Here is an 18,769-nt window from a genome sequence, read left to right as displayed (position 1 = left end):
TCTAAAAACAGTGGCTAGCACGAAGTTTGCAAATCCTACTACCCATTATAAAACGAGTAATTTTATGACATCTACATTTTTGCCTACTTTGCGCTCATCATTGATACGCTTTAACCTAACCTCGAATAGCTTACGTCAATGGCACAAATTACCGATGGTTATGTTGTTAGCGCTACCCATTTATAGTCATGCGCTTCCATCAGATGCCAATCAGGAAATCAAACTGTTGGCTGATAAAGCGACTTATAGCGAGCGTACAGGCGTTACCAGTTACTCAGGCGGTGTCATTATTACTCAGGGCACGTTTAAGATGACGGCTGATAATATCACGGTCAATTTGTCACAGCAGCGTAGTATTAATTCAGCGGTAGCGACTGGACGCCCAGCGACCATGCAGCAGATTGTCACGCAAGAAAAAGGTGTAGCAAAAGGTCAAGCTAACAAAATTGATTATAATGCGGTCACAGGTATTATTACTTTAACAGGTAATGCCAAGCTGGTTCAAAATGGTGCCAGTTTTGCAGGTAATGTCATTCGCTATAGCCTAAAAGCAGGTGATGTTGAAGCGACTGCTGGTGGCAATCAGCGAGTAGAATTGGTATTTCCGCCGAGTAATAGCGGTAGCCAAAGTGGCATACGCTAAAAATATTGACAGTTAACTCATCAATATGAAAATAAGTCCTTATTAATGTATCGGTCCTTGAATGACGCAACAGTAAGAGTAAGTTATGAGTGTTAATAAAAATATAGAGTCTTTAGCAGCAAGCAATAACACAGCACCCGTCGCACGCTTAACGATGCAAAACCTAGGCAAACGCTACGGTAAGCGCTGGGTCGTTAAAGACGTCTCTTTTTCTGTTGAGCAAGGTCAAGTTGTTGGATTGTTAGGCCCAAATGGTGCCGGTAAAACGACCAGCTTTTATATGGTAGTAGGGCTGGTTAATATGGATAAGGGGCGTGTGACCTTAGGAAAAATGGACTTGTCTAAATATGCGATGCATGAGCGCGCTCGTGCGGGTATTGGCTACTTGCCGCAAGAAGCGTCTATTTTTCGCAAATTGTCTATCGAAGACAATATTTTGGCTATTTTGCAAACGCGTAAAGAATTGAGTGCAAGCGAGCAAAAACAAGAGCTTGAAAAGTTAATCGGTGAGTTCCATTTAGAACATGTCAGAAAATCATTGGGTATGAGTGTGTCAGGTGGTGAGCGTCGTCGTTGTGAGATTGCACGCGCTTTGGCAGCCGATCCCAAGTTCATTCTATTAGATGAGCCTTTTGCAGGAGTTGACCCGATCTCTGTTGGCGATATTAAAGACGTTATTTTGTCGTTAAAAAACCGTGGTATTGGTGTGTTAATTACGGATCACAACGTCCGTGACACGTTGGCCATTTGCGAAAAAGCTTATATTGTGTCAGAAGGTGCTATCATTGCTGAAGGTACTGCATCCGAAGTCTTAGAAAATGAATTGGTTAAGTCCGTTTATCTAGGTAAAGACTTTCAAGTATAAATCAGCACTTCAATATTTTTTTTACGCTTATATTTACGCGGGATGCTGGCATCAGATTTTTGCAAATCCCTGAGCCAGCTATCGTTCGCTTTCTTGTATCTAGACTTTCCTTACTGACATTTAGTTTTACCTCTCCTATAAAACACTGCCTGTTACATTGACAGCAGGTTTGTCTTAAAATAATTTTCAAATTAACGCTTATCAAAGCATCACAATACTCTATTCATTATTCTCGATTAATCATCTGAATAAGGCTGTATGTTATGGCAAAAAATAAAAGCAGTTATGTCTGTCAACATTGCGGGGCGCATTTTGGTAAATGGGCAGGGCAGTGTACAGATTGCGGAGAGTGGAACAGCTTAGTTGAAGCGCCAAACGTCAGTATGCCGCATCATAATAAGAGTACGAGCAAACCCAATGCCAGTCGAGCCACACCTCGTAGTAATGGTGCGCCCGCTGGTAATTATTCTGGTACTCATAGTGCGGTCATGCCTCTAAACGCGGTTAGCGTAACGTTGGATGCTCGCTTGCCAACGGGAATAAGTGAGTTTGATCGCGTATTGGGTGGTGGATTGGTCGCCGGTTCTGTCGTGCTGATAGGCGGTGATCCTGGTATTGGTAAATCAACCATATTATTGCAGACAGCGACTAATATGGCACGTGCGGATTCACTGGCAGGTAGCGCGTTATATGTGACTGGCGAAGAGTCGCTCGCACAGGTGGCCATGCGTGCTAAACGCTTGGATTTGCCCGCTGATAGGCTGCGAGTGCTGGCCGAAACCAATGTTGAGACTATTTGTGCGGCCTTGACTCAAGAGCAGCCCGCCATTGCTATTATTGACTCTATTCAAACTATTTATACCGACGCAATTAATTCGGCACCAGGTGGGGTCAGCCAAATTAGAGAGTCAGCTGCAATTTTGACCCGCTATGCTAAGCAAACGGGGACTGCGCTATTTTTAGTGGGTCATGTCACCAAAGAAGGTACACTGGCGGGGCCTCGCGTACTTGAACATATGGTTGATACGGTGTTGTACTTTGAAGGTCAATCTGACTCGCGTTTTAGGATGATTCGTGCGGTCAAAAACCGTTTTGGTGCGGTTAACGAGTTAGGAATTTTTGGTATGACGGATATGGGGCTCAAAGAAGTCGCCAATCCGTCGGCTATATTTTTGAGCCGTTATGACAAACCTGTTGCTGGATCCGTTGTTATGGTTAGCCGCGAAGGTACAAGACCGTTATTGGTCGAAGTACAAGCGTTGGTTGATGATTCCCAAGGACAACCGAGGCGGATGGCGCTAGGACTGGATTTTCAACGCTTATCCATGCTACTGGCAGTAATGCATCGCCATGGTGGTATTCATACTAGTGGTCAGGATGTCTATGTCAACGTAGTTGGCGGGGTCAAAGTTATAGAGACAGGCTCTGACTTAGCAGTGCTATTGGCATGCGCCTCCAGTATTAAAGAAAAAGCATTGCCATCTTCATTGGCCGTGTTCGGTGAAGTAGGGCTATCTGGTGAGATTCGCCCTGTCCCTAATGGGCAGGAACGTCTAAAAGAAGCCATGAAACATGGATTTAAACATGCCATTATCCCAAAGGCCAATGCACCCGCTAAGGATTCTCCTCAGTTTAAAGGCATCAATGTGATTGCCGTTGAGCGTCTTGATGATGCGATTGAAAGTGCATTTGAGTTATAGAAAATTATATTTACAATGTTAACTTTTGGCGTAGTAAAGAGACTTACTATAGTCAAAACGCCCTAAAAAACGATAGAGTACTGCTGATGTCAATTTTTTGCTGCCTCTGTCTGCGAAGGCACAGCAAGCAAAAAAAATTGATATCAGCAGTGCGTAATGTATTGATATTATTTTTCACTAACGATACTTTAATAAAATCGATAAAATTAAGTCATAAAAAAAGCGCTTAACTATGGAAAGAGTTAGGCGCTTTTTTTATTTGATCTGACTAAACTAAGCTCTGATTAAATTAGCTAATGACTGGTTTAAAACTATGGGCCTGAAACACGCTCGATAGAAACGTTACCAACACCTTTACTGGTAATGCCTAGGCGTTTGGCAGCACCATAAGATAAATCCATAACGCGGTTACCATGGAATGGACCACGATCATTAACTTTTACTACAACGCTTTTACCATTAGTTTTGTTGGTCACTTTAACATAACAGTTTAATGGTAACGAGCGATGCGCTGCAGTCAAAGCATTCATATCGAATGTCTCACCACTGGCAGTTTTACGACCGTGAAACTTGCGACCGTACCAAGAGGCCAGTCCTGTTTGCTTAAACTTGCTTACTGAATTAGAAGCTACTGCTGTCAGACGCTCTAATACATCTTCGTCATCGGTTACTTGCGCCGTGTCACTGGCTAACAATGAGCTACTAAGCGCTAATGAAGTAGGTTGACGTGCTGATTTAACTAAACTTGATGCACCATCATGCTGACGGCTGAGCTCGCTGAGTACACGATCGATATGGGAGGTGTTATCTTGTGAGATCATCGCAAGAGAGGTTTTTGCTTCTACAGCATTTACATTAGTAGCGATTGCAGAGCCAGCAAAAAATACTGCTGACATAGTAAGTAGACCAGATAAACGCTTGTTCATAGATACCTCTATAACTTATACATTAAAATCTAATTCTAATAATTCTAGATTGAGTGTGATCGCATTAGACCAATCTAACTGCGTCAAAAACTCTAAAGTCTCACCATCAATCTGCCGTTCATATAACAATTGATGTAAAACCGAAACTTTTATAGATTTTAATATATGGTAATTTTTCATTTCATAATCATAAGCGGGTAACGGTAATATGACCGACAGTACTTATGAAACGCTTAAATGATAGTTAATAATATTCGTAAAGCACATTATCTAAAGTTAAAAACTGAGTACTGATTCAACTATATATCGTATTTACAAAATTTCATTCATTGCTAAATTAATAAAGGTTTTAAAGAGTGTTACGTGTTTCTTTGTTGTTAAACCGTTAATTAAGTAGTGTATTTGAAATCTCGGAATCTGTAAGCTGCTAACTATACGTAAGGGCTATAACCAAAATATAATTAAATGCAAAGTTATTTAGCAGCTATGTAGGGGTTATGTATCAAACTACATTCAAACGAGGTTAACGCAATTATTTGTAAAAAACAAGGATTAAAAGTTTTCAGAACTAAATAACAGCGACTTAGTTCTAATGATATAGCTACCGATCTTCTTTAAAAACAAGCGATATATGAGTAATTATTCGTAATAATAATTGAGTAGATAGAGAGTTGTAGATACTTCTGATTATAGAAAAATATTAGCTATATTCGATCCACTATAAGACAAACTCAGTAATACGGGGATAGGTTTTTTGTCGCCTCTAGCAGCAACGGCACAGCAAGCAAAGAAAATTGATACCAGTCGCGCGTGATAATATTTGACTTTAATTTGGCATTATTTTATTTAGAATTAACTATATCAGGAAAATAGCCTAAGCAAAAAAAATACATCTATTAGCGTATTTTAAACATTAGAATGTTGTCAATAATAGAGTAAGGCATTGATTTAAAATTTAATTTTATTTTAACAGCTATCTACCTTTATGGGTATGAATGGACATAAGCAGGCCAAATCCAGCCATTAAGGTGACGACCGCAGTACCACCATAGCTGATAAAAGGTAAAGGAACCCCAACGACAGGCAAAATACCACCCACCATCCCAACATTGACGAATACATAAACAAAGAATGACATCGCAATAGCACCTGCTAACAATCTGCTATAGACATCAGGATGAGTAAAAGCAATATACAAGGCGCGCATCAGTAAACAGGAATAAATAAATATCAATAAAATCACGCCTAGCAGACCAAACTCTTCTGAAAAAGCAGCGATAATAAAGTCAGTGTGGCCTTCTGGTAGGAAATGTAGATGTGATTGTGTGCCATCTAAATAGCCTTTTCCAGTGAGACCACCAGCACCAATTGCTATCTTTGACTGAATTATATTCCACCCAGCACCCTGTACATCCGCTTCTGGATTGAGTAGTGTTAGTACACGCATACGCTGGTAATCATGCAACAGAAAATTCCAAGCAATGGCGATCAAAGGTATTGCTAAAATTACGGCCGCTGAAATTAATCGCCAAGATAAACCTGCTAAAAAAAGCACAAAAATGCCACTGGCTGCTACCAGCAGCGATGTACCAAGATCCGGTTCTTTAGCAATCAATAACACAGGAACAACGATTAAGGCCAAGGTTATGGCGATACTGGATAATGAGGGCGGCAAATCACGCTTTGATAAAAACCACGCGCACATCATTGGCATACCGAGTTTCATAAACTCTGAAGGCTGCACGCTGCCAAATCCTGGCAAATTAATCCAGCGCTGAGCACCCATACGTACTTCACCGATGATATCAACCAACAGCAATAAGATTAATCCTAGTACATAAAATATAGGCGTAAAGGTGCGATAGATATTAGGCGGTATCTGCGCCATAGCGAACATAACTGCGAAGGCCACACCATAGCTGACCATTTGGCGTAAGACCATATTCACATCTTGGCCGGCAGCACTATATAAAATAGTCAATCCAATACAGCAAACTGTTAGTAAAAGAAGGGTCAACCATGGATCTATATGGATACGTTGCCACAGCGTCGGTGCATGGTCTTGACCCAAATGGTGGCTTTGGCGTGAGAAACGATACTGCGGGTTAAAAGACATAAGCAAATGTGGCTGGCAATTGATGTAAAAGTGAGGTTTTATCTAAAAATATAGTTCTAGACGTGATTTTGCTACGGCTATTCTAATGGAATTGTGCTGACAAAGTAACATGTAAGTAATAAACTCACGTAATTATAAAAATTGTGAGGATAAGTGTTAATTACGAATATCATGACTAAAATTAGAGGCGATAGTTTAGCCTGCCTATCAAAAATTTGATAGTATCGATAAAACCTTTTTAGTGGTAGTTTCTTGCAATGATGAATACAAAAAACCATAGCTACAGGCAAATCCACAAGCCTATTATTGCACTGCTTGTATATACCAGCAGTATCTCAGTTCATGCCGCTATTATCAGTGATAATAGTGAGCGCCGTGTCCAAGTACGTCAGGATAGTAGCAATGCTTATATTGCGCCTTCTACCAATACCTCGAGTTATCGGGCTGGTGCGACGATATTGAACGATACAAATGCCGATAGTATGCAAGGACTAATTGCCCAAAAACAGCGCGATTATCCACTCGATGCCAGCGTATCTATCAAAGAAAATAAACAGGTAAGTATCACTCGACGTGCTCCTATTTATAAAACGACTGATAGTAATAACCGATATAACACAGCCAATAATACTTATAACAGCACGAATAATGACTCTAATAATATGGATTTCAACGCGTGGCTAAATAGCAATAGCTACCGTGCTAAACAAGTAGGAGAGTATCAGCGTTATTTGGCATCAAGAATTGGCGCACAAAATGTACCGCCGTTGTCTCAGCTACTCACTACTGCCCGCAGTTGGAATGAATGCGGCTATGAGCCTTACCAGCTACCACCGCAGGAACTATGGCCAAATGTTGTGCCGACATTACGCTTATACAACGACTTGAAGCAACAAGGCGTTCTGCCAGCAAGCAGTGAGATACGCTCCGTGTATCGCAGTCCTGGCCTCAACGACTGTGCAGGCGGCGCTGCGAGTAGTAAGCATATGAATGGGAGTGCCATAGATATTTGGGTGCCAGAATATGAAGACAATTTATGGCAGCGGAGCACTTTACAAGATGGTTTGTGCCAATTCTGGCAATATCAGGGTCAATCGCATAATTTTGGTCTAGGTTTGTATGCGACCGGTGCCATTCATTTAGATACAGATGGTTATCGCAAATGGGGTTTCAATCATGCTAGTAGTAGCTCTTCTTGCCGTTATTAAATAATCGTAAGAAAAAATATAAACTAATGTTTATATTTTAGATTATAATTAACGGTTCAACAGACCCTAGAATATAGATATAAAACTCATCAGTTTTCTTTGGCATTGATAATCTGTGTTCTAATAAGGATGATTTTGTCATTCATCTTTATATGATTGAATTTATAAAGTATAAAATAGCGTTTATTATGAGTAGAATCCATGAAAAAGCGGTATTCAACAGTAGCAAAAACTGATAAATCAAAAAAAAGTTTTTTACAGTCAAACAATACATATATAGCGTTGGTTAGCTTGGTTTTTTTGGCTCTGTTATTTATCAGTGCTTGTAGGCCAAAGCCATCTTCTGAAGACATTCTAATGAGTGACGAGGACTCTGTTTCCGCTCTTGATAAAAAACTAAAAAAAGCTGAAAATATTGAAGAAAATATCAGAAACTCTTATGCCAGACTGGCTGCTGAGCGCTCTGATCTCTGTCCCAAACTGATACAAGAAGAGGTAGGTAATCAGGTCATTGAACGTACCAAAGAAGTGATGACGGATAACCATTGTGATTATTTTTTGTATCTGCGAGAGGGTCAAAACATTTCGGTTAGCGTTAGTGATAATCAAATTGAAGCGCTATTAATAGTGCCAACATTGCACAACTTTGCCAACGGTGATTATCGAGTAGACTCTTACGACAAACATATCATTCGATTGACGTACAACGGGGCAACTTATAAGCCTAAAAACCTAGTCTATGATGTTGCAGTGACAGTTTATGATTGAATGACTGCCTATAATTGAATGACTGTCTGTAGTTGAGAAGCTTACTCTTGATTGAATCAATGATTAGTTGTATCTCTTATAAACAGCAATGATAAATAACAATTACGAGCTAAAAATAAGGGGCGATACCACTTGGTATCGCCCCTTATTCATATAACGCTTACTATTTATACGGGTATTTTAAAAAGTGAGTCTATCACTGCTATTTTTTAGCCTTTTTATCTGTCCAAGGATCATCCTGCCCAACGGTGACAATCAAAAAATCCTCTGGCTTTAACGTATCACGCATGGTTTTATTGACGCCTGCTAGCTGCACTTGGTCGATACGGTTTATATAATCGGTCAAATAATCATTTGGTAACTGATAAAAATTCATCATTCCTAATAAGCCATTGATGCCTGCATTACTGGCAAAACCCATCGGAAAGCTGTTTTTGAGATTGTCGGTGGTTAGACGCATCTCATTGCTGGTAATGCCTTTGTCTAAAGTATCGTTGATGACATTTAAGCTGGCATCAATAGCAGCGCGTGCCTTATCATTACGGGTTGAAAAACTAATTTGATAGGGACCTCGCGCCAGCATCGGATTCATAGAACCTGATATGCCATAGGTGTAGCCAAGTTTTTGCCTAACCTCAGTCATTAGACGTGCGTTAAAATCACCGCCAGCCATCACTTCATTGCCGACTGCAAAATTGGTTTGCTGCTGCTGATCTTTTGGATTGGTAGCGCGTTTACTACCTAATTGACCCATCAATATAGTTGTCTGAGTACTTGGGAACGGAATGTGAATATGCTTTGTGTGGTTAAGTGGTTTTGGCTCAGGTAGGGCCGCTGCAGCCTGACCTGCGGGTAATTGAGTGGTTATATCCTCAGCCAGTTTTTTTGCTTGGTTTAACGTCAGATTGCCTGTCATCGCAATAGACGCATTGGCCGCGACCAAATAGCGATTTTTAAAATCTACTAGCTGTTGCTTGTTGATCTTGGATACACTCTCAAGAGTACCAACTGATTGATGGGCGTAAGGATGCTCGCCATATAATGCTTGATTAAAGGCGATGCTTGCAAGGCTGTTGGGATCTTGTTTTTGCTGTTGCAAACCGACCAATAGTCGTGCTTTATTGCGTGCTAGAATTTGATCATCAAAAGCTGGCTCGCTAAGCATTTGAGTCATCAAATCGACGGCAGGCAATAGGTGCTTATCGTCAGATAAACTGCGTAGCGACACGATAAACATGTCCTTATAAGCGCTGCTATTTAGATCAACGCCCAAGGTTTCGACTAACCGCGTAAATTCATTTTCATCTAATTTTTTAGAACCTTGCGTGAGCATGGTAGCGGTCATATTGGCAATGCCAAAAACGTCTTTACTTATACTACTATCACGGGCGCTACCAGCATTAAAGCGCAAATCGATATCGACAATCGGCAATGCGGTTGTTTGCACAAAGCGTACGGGTACGCCTGCTTTGGTTTTGAATTGTTGAATGGTTGGTACGGTGATTTCTAAAGGTTTGACGTCATCAAGGCTAGTCAGTTTTGATAATGCGACAATTGGAGCGCTCGTATCCACTGAAGCGGCAGAGCCACGAGACTCTTCAGCACCCGTTGTGTCTGCTTGTGCTGTCATCGTTAAGGTCGTCAGACCTAACAGTATACTGATGCTAAGATAGGATAGCTTTTGACATATAGGATAGGCTGTTGGTGTTGAAAACAGAGTATTATTTACAGGTTTTTTTCTCATTTGACATAAATCGCTATTTTGAGTCATAGTTTTCTTCTTATTAATAAGGTCGTTATAGTCAAATCCTTATAAATCCGCTACATCGTCACCCACGCTTAATGTACTACTTGTACTATCTGTGCGTGGCTTCCTTGTATCGAAATTATTTGGCTTCGACTATATAGTCGGCTTTTTTGTCAGATAAATAACGGTTCACTATTATTTCTCTTTGTCGGCTTGGTCTTTAGGGGGTACGACATGCATCACCGTCAAATTATCCTTCACTAAATACTTTTTGCTGGCAGCTTGTATATCGGCGATTGTAACGCTATCAAGTTTGGCTGGTAGCTCAGCAAGTAGCCTGTCATCCAGACCAATGGACTGTAATGAGCCAATCATACGTGCTTGACCTTCCATGCTGTCTTGCGCATAAACAAGACCCGTGACCGTATTGGTTTTGGCACGGCTAATTTCATCTTTGGCAATTGGATCGGTCTTAAGTTTTTCTATTTCAGCGATAATGGCTTGTTGTGCTTGTTCTAAACTCACGCCTTCACGCGGTGTCGCTTGAATCAAAAACAGACCGTCGCCACGATCGAGTAAATCATAAGAGGTGCCCACCGTAGTAAGCAAACCTTGCTCACGTATCAATCGACTCTCTAAGCGTGCAGACAGTCCACCATCCAATACGTCTTGAGCGAGTGAAAGTGCATAAGCCTGTTTCTCGTTACTCGCGCCCGCAGTCAAAAGGCTCGGTACGTTATAACCCATCAATAATACGGGCACTTGTACCGCTTGCTCAGAGTCGACTTGCTGATAACCACGGAACCCTTTTTGACTGACGGCAGGGCGTTTGGGCAGCTTGCTTGGCGTCAACTCACCAAAGTAACGTTTGACCTGAGCCAATACGTCTGCTGGCTCTACATCACCAACGATTACCAAGGTAGCATTGTTTGGTGCATACCATGTTTTGTACCAGTCTTTTAAGTCTGAAAGCGTAACTGACTCAATCTCTTCCATTGGGCCGATGACAGACTCGCCTTTAGGACTATCAGGTAAGGCCAATAAACGAAACGATTCATAAGCTTTGGCAAGTGGATTGTCATCGGTACGCTGACGGCGCTCTTCCATCACAACCTGATGCTCTTTGACAAACTCTTTTTCATCAAACATTAAGTTTTTCATACGATCCGCTTCTAGCTCTAGCGCCAAAGGAAAGCGGTTGGCAGGGAATAGCTCGTAATAACCCGTATAATCGTAGCTGGTAAAGGCATTATTGACGCCACCGAATTTAGCAATTAAGCGCTCATAGTCGTCGCTCGAAACGTCAGTAGTGCCTTTAAACATCATATGTTCAAGCAAATGAGAGATGCCACCTTTATCTGCTTGCTCATCTGTTGAACCGACCTTATACCAAATCTGTGTCATAACGACAGGCGCGCGATGGTCTTCTTTTACCACTATTTTTAGACCATTTTCTAACTGGTATTCATGTCGACCTGACATATCTATGGCCAGTGTTGATGACGGTTGAGTATCTTTGACTTTATTGTCTTGGCCTGTTTTACTTTGACCATTGGTGTTCTGAGCCGCTGGGTTTTTAGTCGTAGCAGATGAACTAGAGCCAATAGTATTGGTTTGGCAAGCGGCAAGGGTCGTCGCCATGGCTAACGCACAGGCAATACGTAGCGAGATCGTAGATAGTGGTAAAGACGAGGGCATGGTATGTTCTACTTATATAAAATGACGAATTGTAGATGAATGAATATATCAACTTCAATTATAATAGAAGGCTTTATAAAGGTTTGTGTGCCCCAACCAGCACACTGGCAGTTGGCTTGAATCCTTGTGTGGTCGTGCAACCTGATACCGCTGATAAGGCAACCGTCGTTAGTAATAAAGCCGCGCTAATATTGGCTGTTTTTTTACCATATTTTTTACAAGTATTGGATAGTGATGACATGGTTAATTCCTATAAAAGTTAAGTCGTAAATAATTTGTAAATTATTGAATAAAGAGAGTTAGAGTAGGCGAAGTTTGACATACAAAAGGTCAGATTTTTGTGTCCAAATCTTAAGCGAAGATTGCACAGATAATTGCAGTGACTTTTAAACTTGTAAATTTTGAGTACAGTCTACGTTGGTAGGGTCTGAGCACCACTTGAATTATGCTAAACTAGGCCGAAAATTGTCTGTCATGTGATAGTAAGATCATGACGATGTGTAGATCTATTTAAAATAAACGAATAACGAATCGTGATAACTTTTAGGGCGAGCTTATGAATAACCCAAATAATAACAATCGTGTGGTCATCAATCTTGATGGCAATCTTGACGACTTAGATGACGATGATATTACCTTACCCAGTCTGTCAGCGCAATCTGTGCCCATTATTGATGAGATTGATATCGACGAGACTGAGGATGAGATTTCGGCACCTAATGATGAAAGTGTCACAGAGCAGCAAACGAGCGATAACGTTAATCAAGATATTTTAAGCGCTGATGAATCCAATCAAATTGCGTTGGGCACGTCAGTCGGTACAGTACAAGAGCAAAACGCAGTTGATAATACATTTGAAAGTTTTTCGACTGTCAAAGAAACAGATGCCGCGACCAAATCTATTGATATGTCTGCTATACCGCCCATGCCGTTACAAGATCAATTAGGCGATACCCCAAACGTCACTCCTGCTGGCATTAGTAGAAAAAATAACAATCAGCCAGCAGCAGAGCCAGCAACTCAACAAGTAGCAAAACCGGTAACAGAGTCGCAAGAGACTCAAGGTACTAAAGATACTCAGGAAAATAAGAAAACAGGCAGCTGGTTTAATCGTATGAAAACCGGTCTTAGTAAGTCACGTAAGAACTTGGCCGAAGGGATGGCCAGTATTCTTATCGGTGGCAAAGAGATTGATGATGAGCTGTTAGAAGAAGTTGAAGATCAATTGCTGGTCGCTGATATCGGTGTCAATGCAACCAACCGTATTATCAAGAGCTTGACCGAACAGACAGCACGTGGCGATCTGATTTATGCGCATTCATTATATAAAGCGTTGCAAACTGAGCTGGTCGATATCTTAACGCCAAAAGTTGCCCCATTAGTCATTGATACCAGTAAAAAACCCTTTGTTATCTTGGTGGTTGGCGTTAATGGAGTGGGTAAAACAACGACTATCGGCAAACTTGCCAAGCGCCTACAAAGTGAAGGCAAATCAGTCATGCTAGCGGCGGGTGATACCTTCCGCGCGGCTGCCACTGAACAGCTACAGATTTGGGGCGAGCGCAATAGCATTCCAGTCGTCGCGCAAGGTCATGGTTCGGACAGTGCCTCTGTCATCTTTGATGCCATGCAATCAGCCAAAGCAAAAAATATCGATGTGCTGATAGCAGATACTGCTGGACGCTTGCAAAATAAAACCCATCTCATGGCGGAGCTGGAAAAAGTAGTACGTGTCATGCGTAAAGCGGATCCGAGCGCACCGCACGAAGGTATGATCGTCCTTGATGCTGGTACAGGTCAAAATGCCATCAACCAAGTAGAGTTATTCAACAAAGTGGTACCATTAACGGGTATTACTATTACTAAGCTAGATGGTACTGCGAAAGGGGGTGTGGTCTTCAATATTGCTGAAACCACAGACGTGCCCATTCGCTATATCGGCGTAGGCGAGTCGATAGATGATTTACGCGCCTTTAGTCCAAAACAATTTGTCGCCGCATTGTTTGAGACAGATGATAAAGAGTAGCCCTCGATAGTTTAATTTGGTTGATGAGTAAGTCTTAAAAATCTAACGATTTAAAAGGAAAAAGTTATGATAGTCACCACAGCAGCTTTTGGATCTCACCAGTTAACGTTAATTGCGAGCGTTAATGAGCACAGCAGTCCTAAACTGGTTGAAGCTAACTGGCTGCTGGCAGGTAACTCTTGGCACCGCTCGAAATCTATTCCCAAACTTAAAAAGCACTATGGACTTGTTGATGAGAGCTTTACGTTCATAAGTAAAGATGACTTAAGCAAAAATGAACCCGCTCAAGCTCTGTTAATCAATGCTATAGAACAATTGAACGAGTATTTTAAGGGCGAGCGTCAAGCGTTTGACCTAGCATTAGATCTGTCTTTGGGTACGCCATTTCAGCAACGAGTATGGCGGGCATTGCAAGACATCAATCACGGTGAAACTATCAGCTATGCAACGCTGGCACGAAATGTGGATAATCCCAAAGGATTTCGTGCGGTTGCGAATGCCAATGGTAAAAATCCATTCAGCATTATCGTGCCTTGTCATCGAGTCATTGCGAGTGATGGCAAGCTTGGTGGCTATACAGGTGGGCTGGATAAGAAAGAATACTTATTAGCGCTCGAAGGTGTGGTTTGCAAAGCTTAATTGATAGTAAGTAGTTGTCTCACGCTCCAAACAGAAAAAGACCAAACGTTTTTAGCGTGTGGTCTTTTTCTGTGTAGATAACCAAAAAAATTACTGCTCGAGCTGAGCCATTACATCAGCAGAGAAATTCACATTGCTATAAACCTCTTGCACATCGTCAATGTCCTCCAGCATATCGATCATCTTCATGACTTTTTCGGCATCATCAATATTGTCTATTTCAGCAATAGTTGATGGTGACATGGTCACTTCGGCATTGTCAGAGACAAGACCCGCCGCATTAAGCGCATCTTTGACTTGACCAAAATTTTCCCATTCGGTAATGACCAGTAAGCTTTCACCATCATTTTCGATATCAAGCGCGCCTGCATCTAGAGCGGCTAGCATCACTTCATCTTCTAAGCTTATATCATCAAAAGTGATTTCACCGCGCTTGGTAAACAGATAAGCCACTGAGCCTGCGGTACCAAGATTACCCTCATACTTGGTAAAAGCGTGGCGCACTTCGCTGACGGTACGGTTAAGATTGTCAGTCATGGTTGCGACCAACACCGCCACACCGCCAACGCCATAACCCTCGTAATTGACTTCTTCCATGTTTTCGTTATCACCGCCGCCCGTACCGCGATCGACAGCACGATTGATTGTGTCCCGGGTCATGTTGACTGACAATGCTTTTTCAATCACGGCACGTAGGCGTGGGTTTTTATTCGGATCAGGGTCACCTTGTTTGGCAGCAGAAACAATTTCACGAATAATCTTGGTAAATACTTTACCTTTCACCGCATCCTGACGGGCTTTACGGTGTTTAATATTTGCCCATTTTGAATGGCCTGCCATATAACATCCTTAATTTTTGCGTATTATTTTTTATGCTTAAAAAAAGTGTTTAATCACACCCTTTAGTACTTGATTACATGCTTTTATCATAGGATTGCTCTGTTTACATAGCGTAATAGAGCTACCTATACGTTAACGATTTGTGTGTTGCTAGGAGTGCTTTTTTGCTACACTGTGGCAACTTATAGGCGATATTCACTGCGATCAGTGAGCAATATTATAAACCAGTTTTGTGTGTTTTAACTAACTTGGTCTTATCCATCCCATTTTAAGTCATTGGATACTATCAAGCCATTGATTTTATAAAGTTACTGATTCTATGAAGCAAACAACCAGCGAAGCCGTGACACATTTACGTAACCGTACCCATATTATTATTGAGGGTACAGATACCCGTATGGGTAAACTGTTTGATATTGTGTTGTTGATTGCGATTTTGGCCAGCGTAGGCGTGGTCATGCTAGATAGCGTGTTGTTTGTGCGTTTACAGTATGGAACCATATTCTTTTATGCAGAATGGTTTTTTACCATTTTATTTACTCTTGAGTATATTTTACGACTATTTTCGGCACCCAATCGCTTTCGTTACATATTTAGTTTTTTTGGTGTAGTGGATTTACTGTCTATATTACCCAGTTATTTGAGTCTCATATTTGGCGGCATACAGTATCTCATTGTCATACGTATATTGCGTATTTTGCGTGTATTTCGAGTCCTCAAACTTAAAGGATATATGCAGCAAGCAGGCTTTTTGGCTGCTGCCCTTAGAACCAGTCAGCAAAAAATCACGGTGTTTTTCTTGTCGCTGGTGCTCTTGGTTACTATTTATGGATCAATCGTTTATGTGGTAGAAGGTCCAGAAAACGGATTTACCAGTATTCCGATCTCCATTTATTGGGCGGTTGTGACCTTGACCACGGTTGGTTATGGTGACATCTCGCCAAAAACACCGCTCGGTCAGGCCATTGCAACGATGGTCATGATTACTGGTTACGCAGTCATCGCGGTACCAACTGGTATTTTTACCTCAGAGCTGACACGTAATATGCGTCCGCAGCTTAATCCTGTTACTTGTCCGAACTGCGGTAAGTTTGGTCATGCAGTGGGGGCGGAGTTTTGTGATCGCTGTGGACATGCTTTACACGTATAAACGCTATTAAATTAATAGCCATTCATATAAACGAATGGCTATTTTTATAATTTAATGTATTCATCAACGAGTGGAGACAGGTCAATCTCAACGCCCAAATTCACCAAATTCCAATATTGTCCTGATATAGTTCGATCTAGCATCATGGTACTCGCAGAAGGCTGAAATTGACCAAAATATTTTAAAGAGGTACGCATTTGTGCAATGGCTTCATGATGTACTTGGCTGCTACCAAAATCAAAAGCACCGTCTTGATAGGGTTTAATAGATAACGGTTTTAGACCAATGGATATCCATTTTTCATAAAATTCACCTGGAATATTTTTATTATCCTCACGGCGAATATCCAGAGCGATTAAGTCTTGCTCAAGTGCTGTCACATCATCTTTAATGGCGTGTTTGGCAAAACGACGAAATAATTGAATTTCGCTGTCACTGTAACTACGAATGCCACCAAAATCGTAAGCCACGACGCTGCCATCTTTACGAAAAGCAAAATTGCCTGGATGTGGATCACAGTGCATACGGTACAAGCCAAATAGCTGTCCTGCGGTAAAGTGAAACAAGCGCTCGGCTATTTTTTGTTTGATATCATTATCCCACGTCGCAGCCACTGTCAGCGTTTCTCCCATCTCCTCTGTCAGCGTCAAAATCCGTTTAGAAGAGTGACTGCTAATAACTTTGGGAATGATAAGTCCTTCGTCTTGGGCATGAAAAGCACCAAACACTCGCAAGTTGTGCGCTTCTTTAATATAGTCCAATTCATCATGTAGGCTTTGGCGAATCTCGTTAAAGAGTTGCTCTTGCAACTGTTTACTCATATTCAGTACACCCGCGATTTTCAAAGCCATGCGTACTTGTTTAAGGTCACTATCGCAATTTTCATCGACATCAGGATACTGAACTTTTACCACCACTTTTTGTCCTGATAGCAAAATGGCTTTGTGCACTTGTCCAATGGATGCGGCGGCAAACGGGATTTCTTCAAATTCGCTGAACAACTCTTTCACAGGCGCTTTGAGCTCACGTTCGATTTGTGCACGTATCTGCGCATAAGGCATGGCCGGCGCATCTTTTTGTAGCTTCTCTAAAGCCAGTGCGACTTCAGGTGGGAATACATCTTTATACTGCGAGGCGATTTGTCCCACTTTCATCACTGCGCCTTTCATTTCACCAAGCGTTTCGGCTATCTGAATACCTACTTCTTGCATCAACTCCGAGCGCGCTTGCAAACGTTTTTCTTCGTCACTTGAGAGATGCTTAAATGAGTTTTTAGCTGCTTTGCCGGCAATACTTGCTGTCATGCCAGCGAGTTTCATAAAGCGCTTTCCAGACGATTTTGCCATTCATATCACCATGTAGTGGGTTGTTTGCTCAGCCGCAATTCTAGTATTTTAATCAAACAATTGCTGTTTAACTCGTGTGCTGATGATTACACTATCTTTCTCGTTTGACTGCAATTTATCTCATTTTTATTACCATTTTTAAAATGAGGACACAGCCTAACAAGTAAAATCCGTGCTCAAATCAGCTCTTAAAATTATCATTCAAAAAATTCATCACATAACGTTAGTCAGCAAGCTCTACAGAGTAGAGGTTTTCTAGCCAATACGTCAATGCCATTTGATACCCTAAATGTCCCAAACCACAAATCACACCGACGGCGACATCGCTCAAATAAGAATGATGGCGAAAAGACTCACGTGCGTGAACATTGGATAAGTGTACTTCTATAAAGGGCTTTTGTGTGGCCAGTAGCGCATCACGCAGAGCAACTGAGGTGTGAGTGAACGCGGCAGGATTAATGATAATGGCATCTACTTGTGCTGCCGTTTCTGCCAATAGTCCATAATGCTGAATCTCATCAATCAGCGTGCCTTCATGATTTGATTGTATGCAGATCAATTCAATATCGTACTGCGCGGCACGTGTCACTAGGCGTTTTTCAATGTCTAATAGTGTTGTATGACCATAAATTTCAGGCTCGCGTTTACCTAGTAAATTTAGATTGGCACCGTTAACCAGCAATAGCTTACGCGTGAATATCTTAGTGGTATTTTGCATTAAAGGTTTCACAGCTGATGAGGATGGAGAAGGGGTCGTCATAATGATCTCTATAGCTACTAAACGCTAGTGATGGTTTATAGTTTATGGCAATGTATAAAAAGTCTAGAAAAAGAAACTGCATAATCTGATTGAACTTATGCCTTTATGATAACAGCTTGCCAACGATGTTATAAAAAATTACATGAAAAATCAACCTAAGCGCAAAAAACCATGTTAAAACGCTTTATGTTGCTAAAAACCCGTGCTATGATATTTTTTACGCAATAATTATTGCAAGTTTGTTACTATTATTATGATAGGTTAATATAGAAGAGACTAGTCTGTAAACTAATAGGTTTTCAACACAGTTATCTTTTATAAAAACTGGGTGTCAGTA

Annotated in this window: 16 protein-coding genes; 8 read left to right on the top strand and 8 right to left on the bottom strand. The window is 41.3% G+C overall.

Going from position 1 to position 18,769, the window contains the following annotated elements; translation table 11 throughout:
- Positions 1-154 precede the first annotated feature (154 nt).
- The 3 genes from lptA to radA all read left to right on the top strand — a co-directional run bounded on the left by lptA (position 155) and on the right by radA (position 3,208).
- Positions 155-643, top strand: coding sequence for a lipopolysaccharide transport periplasmic protein LptA (lptA, locus tag JMX48_RS07420; protein ID WP_201536296.1), 489 nt, complete (start codon positions 155-157; stop codon positions 641-643).
- Positions 644-728: 85 nt separating this feature from the next.
- Positions 729-1,508: an LPS export ABC transporter ATP-binding protein gene (gene lptB / locus JMX48_RS07415; protein WP_413786353.1), complete on the top strand. Its 780-nt coding sequence runs from the start codon at positions 729-731 to the stop codon at positions 1,506-1,508.
- 263 nt (positions 1,509-1,771) lie between these two features.
- A complete protein-coding gene (radA, locus tag JMX48_RS07410) occupies positions 1,772-3,208 on the top strand; it encodes a DNA repair protein RadA (RefSeq protein ID WP_201536137.1) in 1,437 nt (478 codons plus the stop codon).
- Between the two features lie 311 nt (positions 3,209-3,519).
- On the opposite strand, the gene JMX48_RS14245 is transcribed toward radA, so the two are convergent.
- Positions 3,520-4,134 carry a septal ring lytic transglycosylase RlpA family protein gene (locus tag JMX48_RS14245; protein WP_201536135.1) on the bottom strand — a complete coding sequence of 205 codons (615 nt, stop codon included), beginning with the start codon at positions 4,132-4,134 and terminating at the stop codon, positions 3,520-3,522.
- 973 nt (positions 4,135-5,107) lie between these two features.
- On the bottom strand, positions 5,108-6,250 hold the full coding sequence (gene rodA, locus JMX48_RS07400) for a rod shape-determining protein RodA (protein ID WP_201536133.1): 1,143 nt from the start codon (positions 6,248-6,250) through the stop codon (positions 5,108-5,110).
- A 257-nt stretch (positions 6,251-6,507) separates the two neighbouring features.
- Here rodA and JMX48_RS07395 point away from each other — a divergent pair, with 257 nt between their 5' ends.
- On the top strand, positions 6,508-7,458 hold the full coding sequence (locus JMX48_RS07395) for a D-Ala-D-Ala carboxypeptidase family metallohydrolase (RefSeq protein WP_201536130.1): 951 nt from the start codon (positions 6,508-6,510) through the stop codon (positions 7,456-7,458).
- A gap of 357 nt (positions 7,459-7,815) precedes the next feature.
- On the top strand, positions 7,816-8,226 hold the full coding sequence (locus JMX48_RS07390; RefSeq protein ID WP_201536127.1) for a hypothetical protein: 411 nt from the start codon (positions 7,816-7,818) through the stop codon (positions 8,224-8,226).
- 202 nt (positions 8,227-8,428) lie between these two features.
- Here the strand turns inward: JMX48_RS07390 and JMX48_RS07385 are convergent, their stop codons facing one another.
- From JMX48_RS07385 to JMX48_RS07375, 3 genes are all read right to left on the bottom strand, one after another.
- Positions 8,429-9,856, bottom strand: coding sequence for a M16 family metallopeptidase (locus JMX48_RS07385; protein ID WP_227687944.1), 1,428 nt, complete (start codon positions 9,854-9,856; stop codon positions 8,429-8,431).
- Positions 9,857-10,168: 312 nt separating this feature from the next.
- Positions 10,169-11,671, bottom strand: coding sequence for a M16 family metallopeptidase (locus JMX48_RS07380; protein ID WP_201536121.1), 1,503 nt, complete (start codon positions 11,669-11,671; stop codon positions 10,169-10,171).
- Between the two features lie 73 nt (positions 11,672-11,744).
- Positions 11,745-11,912: a hypothetical protein gene (locus tag JMX48_RS07375; protein WP_201536118.1), complete on the bottom strand. Its 168-nt coding sequence runs from the start codon at positions 11,910-11,912 to the stop codon at positions 11,745-11,747.
- A gap of 873 nt (positions 11,913-12,785) precedes the next feature.
- Between JMX48_RS07375 and ftsY the strand changes: the two genes are divergently transcribed.
- Both ftsY and JMX48_RS07365 read left to right on the top strand, forming a co-directional pair.
- Positions 12,786-13,697: a signal recognition particle-docking protein FtsY gene (gene ftsY, locus JMX48_RS07370; RefSeq protein ID WP_227687948.1), complete on the top strand. Its 912-nt coding sequence runs from the start codon at positions 12,786-12,788 to the stop codon at positions 13,695-13,697.
- A 66-nt stretch (positions 13,698-13,763) separates the two neighbouring features.
- The gene (locus JMX48_RS07365) at positions 13,764-14,336 is read left to right on the top strand and encodes a methylated-DNA--[protein]-cysteine S-methyltransferase (protein ID WP_201536116.1); all 573 of its coding nucleotides are present in this window, start codon (positions 13,764-13,766) and stop codon (positions 14,334-14,336) included.
- A gap of 90 nt (positions 14,337-14,426) precedes the next feature.
- Here the strand turns inward: JMX48_RS07365 and JMX48_RS07360 are convergent, their stop codons facing one another.
- On the bottom strand, positions 14,427-15,176 hold the full coding sequence (locus tag JMX48_RS07360) for a YebC/PmpR family DNA-binding transcriptional regulator (protein WP_201536114.1): 750 nt from the start codon (positions 15,174-15,176) through the stop codon (positions 14,427-14,429).
- A 319-nt stretch (positions 15,177-15,495) separates the two neighbouring features.
- Here JMX48_RS07360 and JMX48_RS07355 point away from each other — a divergent pair, with 319 nt between their 5' ends.
- Positions 15,496-16,326 carry an ion transporter gene (locus JMX48_RS07355; protein WP_201536112.1) on the top strand — a complete coding sequence of 277 codons (831 nt, stop codon included), beginning with the start codon at positions 15,496-15,498 and terminating at the stop codon, positions 16,324-16,326.
- A 44-nt stretch (positions 16,327-16,370) separates the two neighbouring features.
- Here the strand turns inward: JMX48_RS07355 and JMX48_RS07350 are convergent, their stop codons facing one another.
- On the bottom strand, positions 16,371-17,672 hold the full coding sequence (locus JMX48_RS07350) for an ABC1 kinase family protein (protein WP_201536110.1): 1,302 nt from the start codon (positions 17,670-17,672) through the stop codon (positions 16,371-16,373).
- Positions 17,673-17,895: 223 nt separating this feature from the next.
- On the bottom strand, positions 17,896-18,390 hold the full coding sequence (aroQ, locus tag JMX48_RS07345) for a type II 3-dehydroquinate dehydratase (RefSeq protein ID WP_227687947.1): 495 nt from the start codon (positions 18,388-18,390) through the stop codon (positions 17,896-17,898).
- Positions 18,391-18,769 lie beyond the last annotated feature (379 nt).

This window comes from Psychrobacter immobilis (assembly GCF_904846225.1).
Classification (GTDB): Bacteria; Pseudomonadota; Gammaproteobacteria; order Pseudomonadales; family Moraxellaceae; genus Psychrobacter; species Psychrobacter immobilis_F.
The sequence above is the reverse complement of the archived record's forward strand: the minus strand, read 5'-3'. Positions and strand labels throughout refer to the sequence as shown.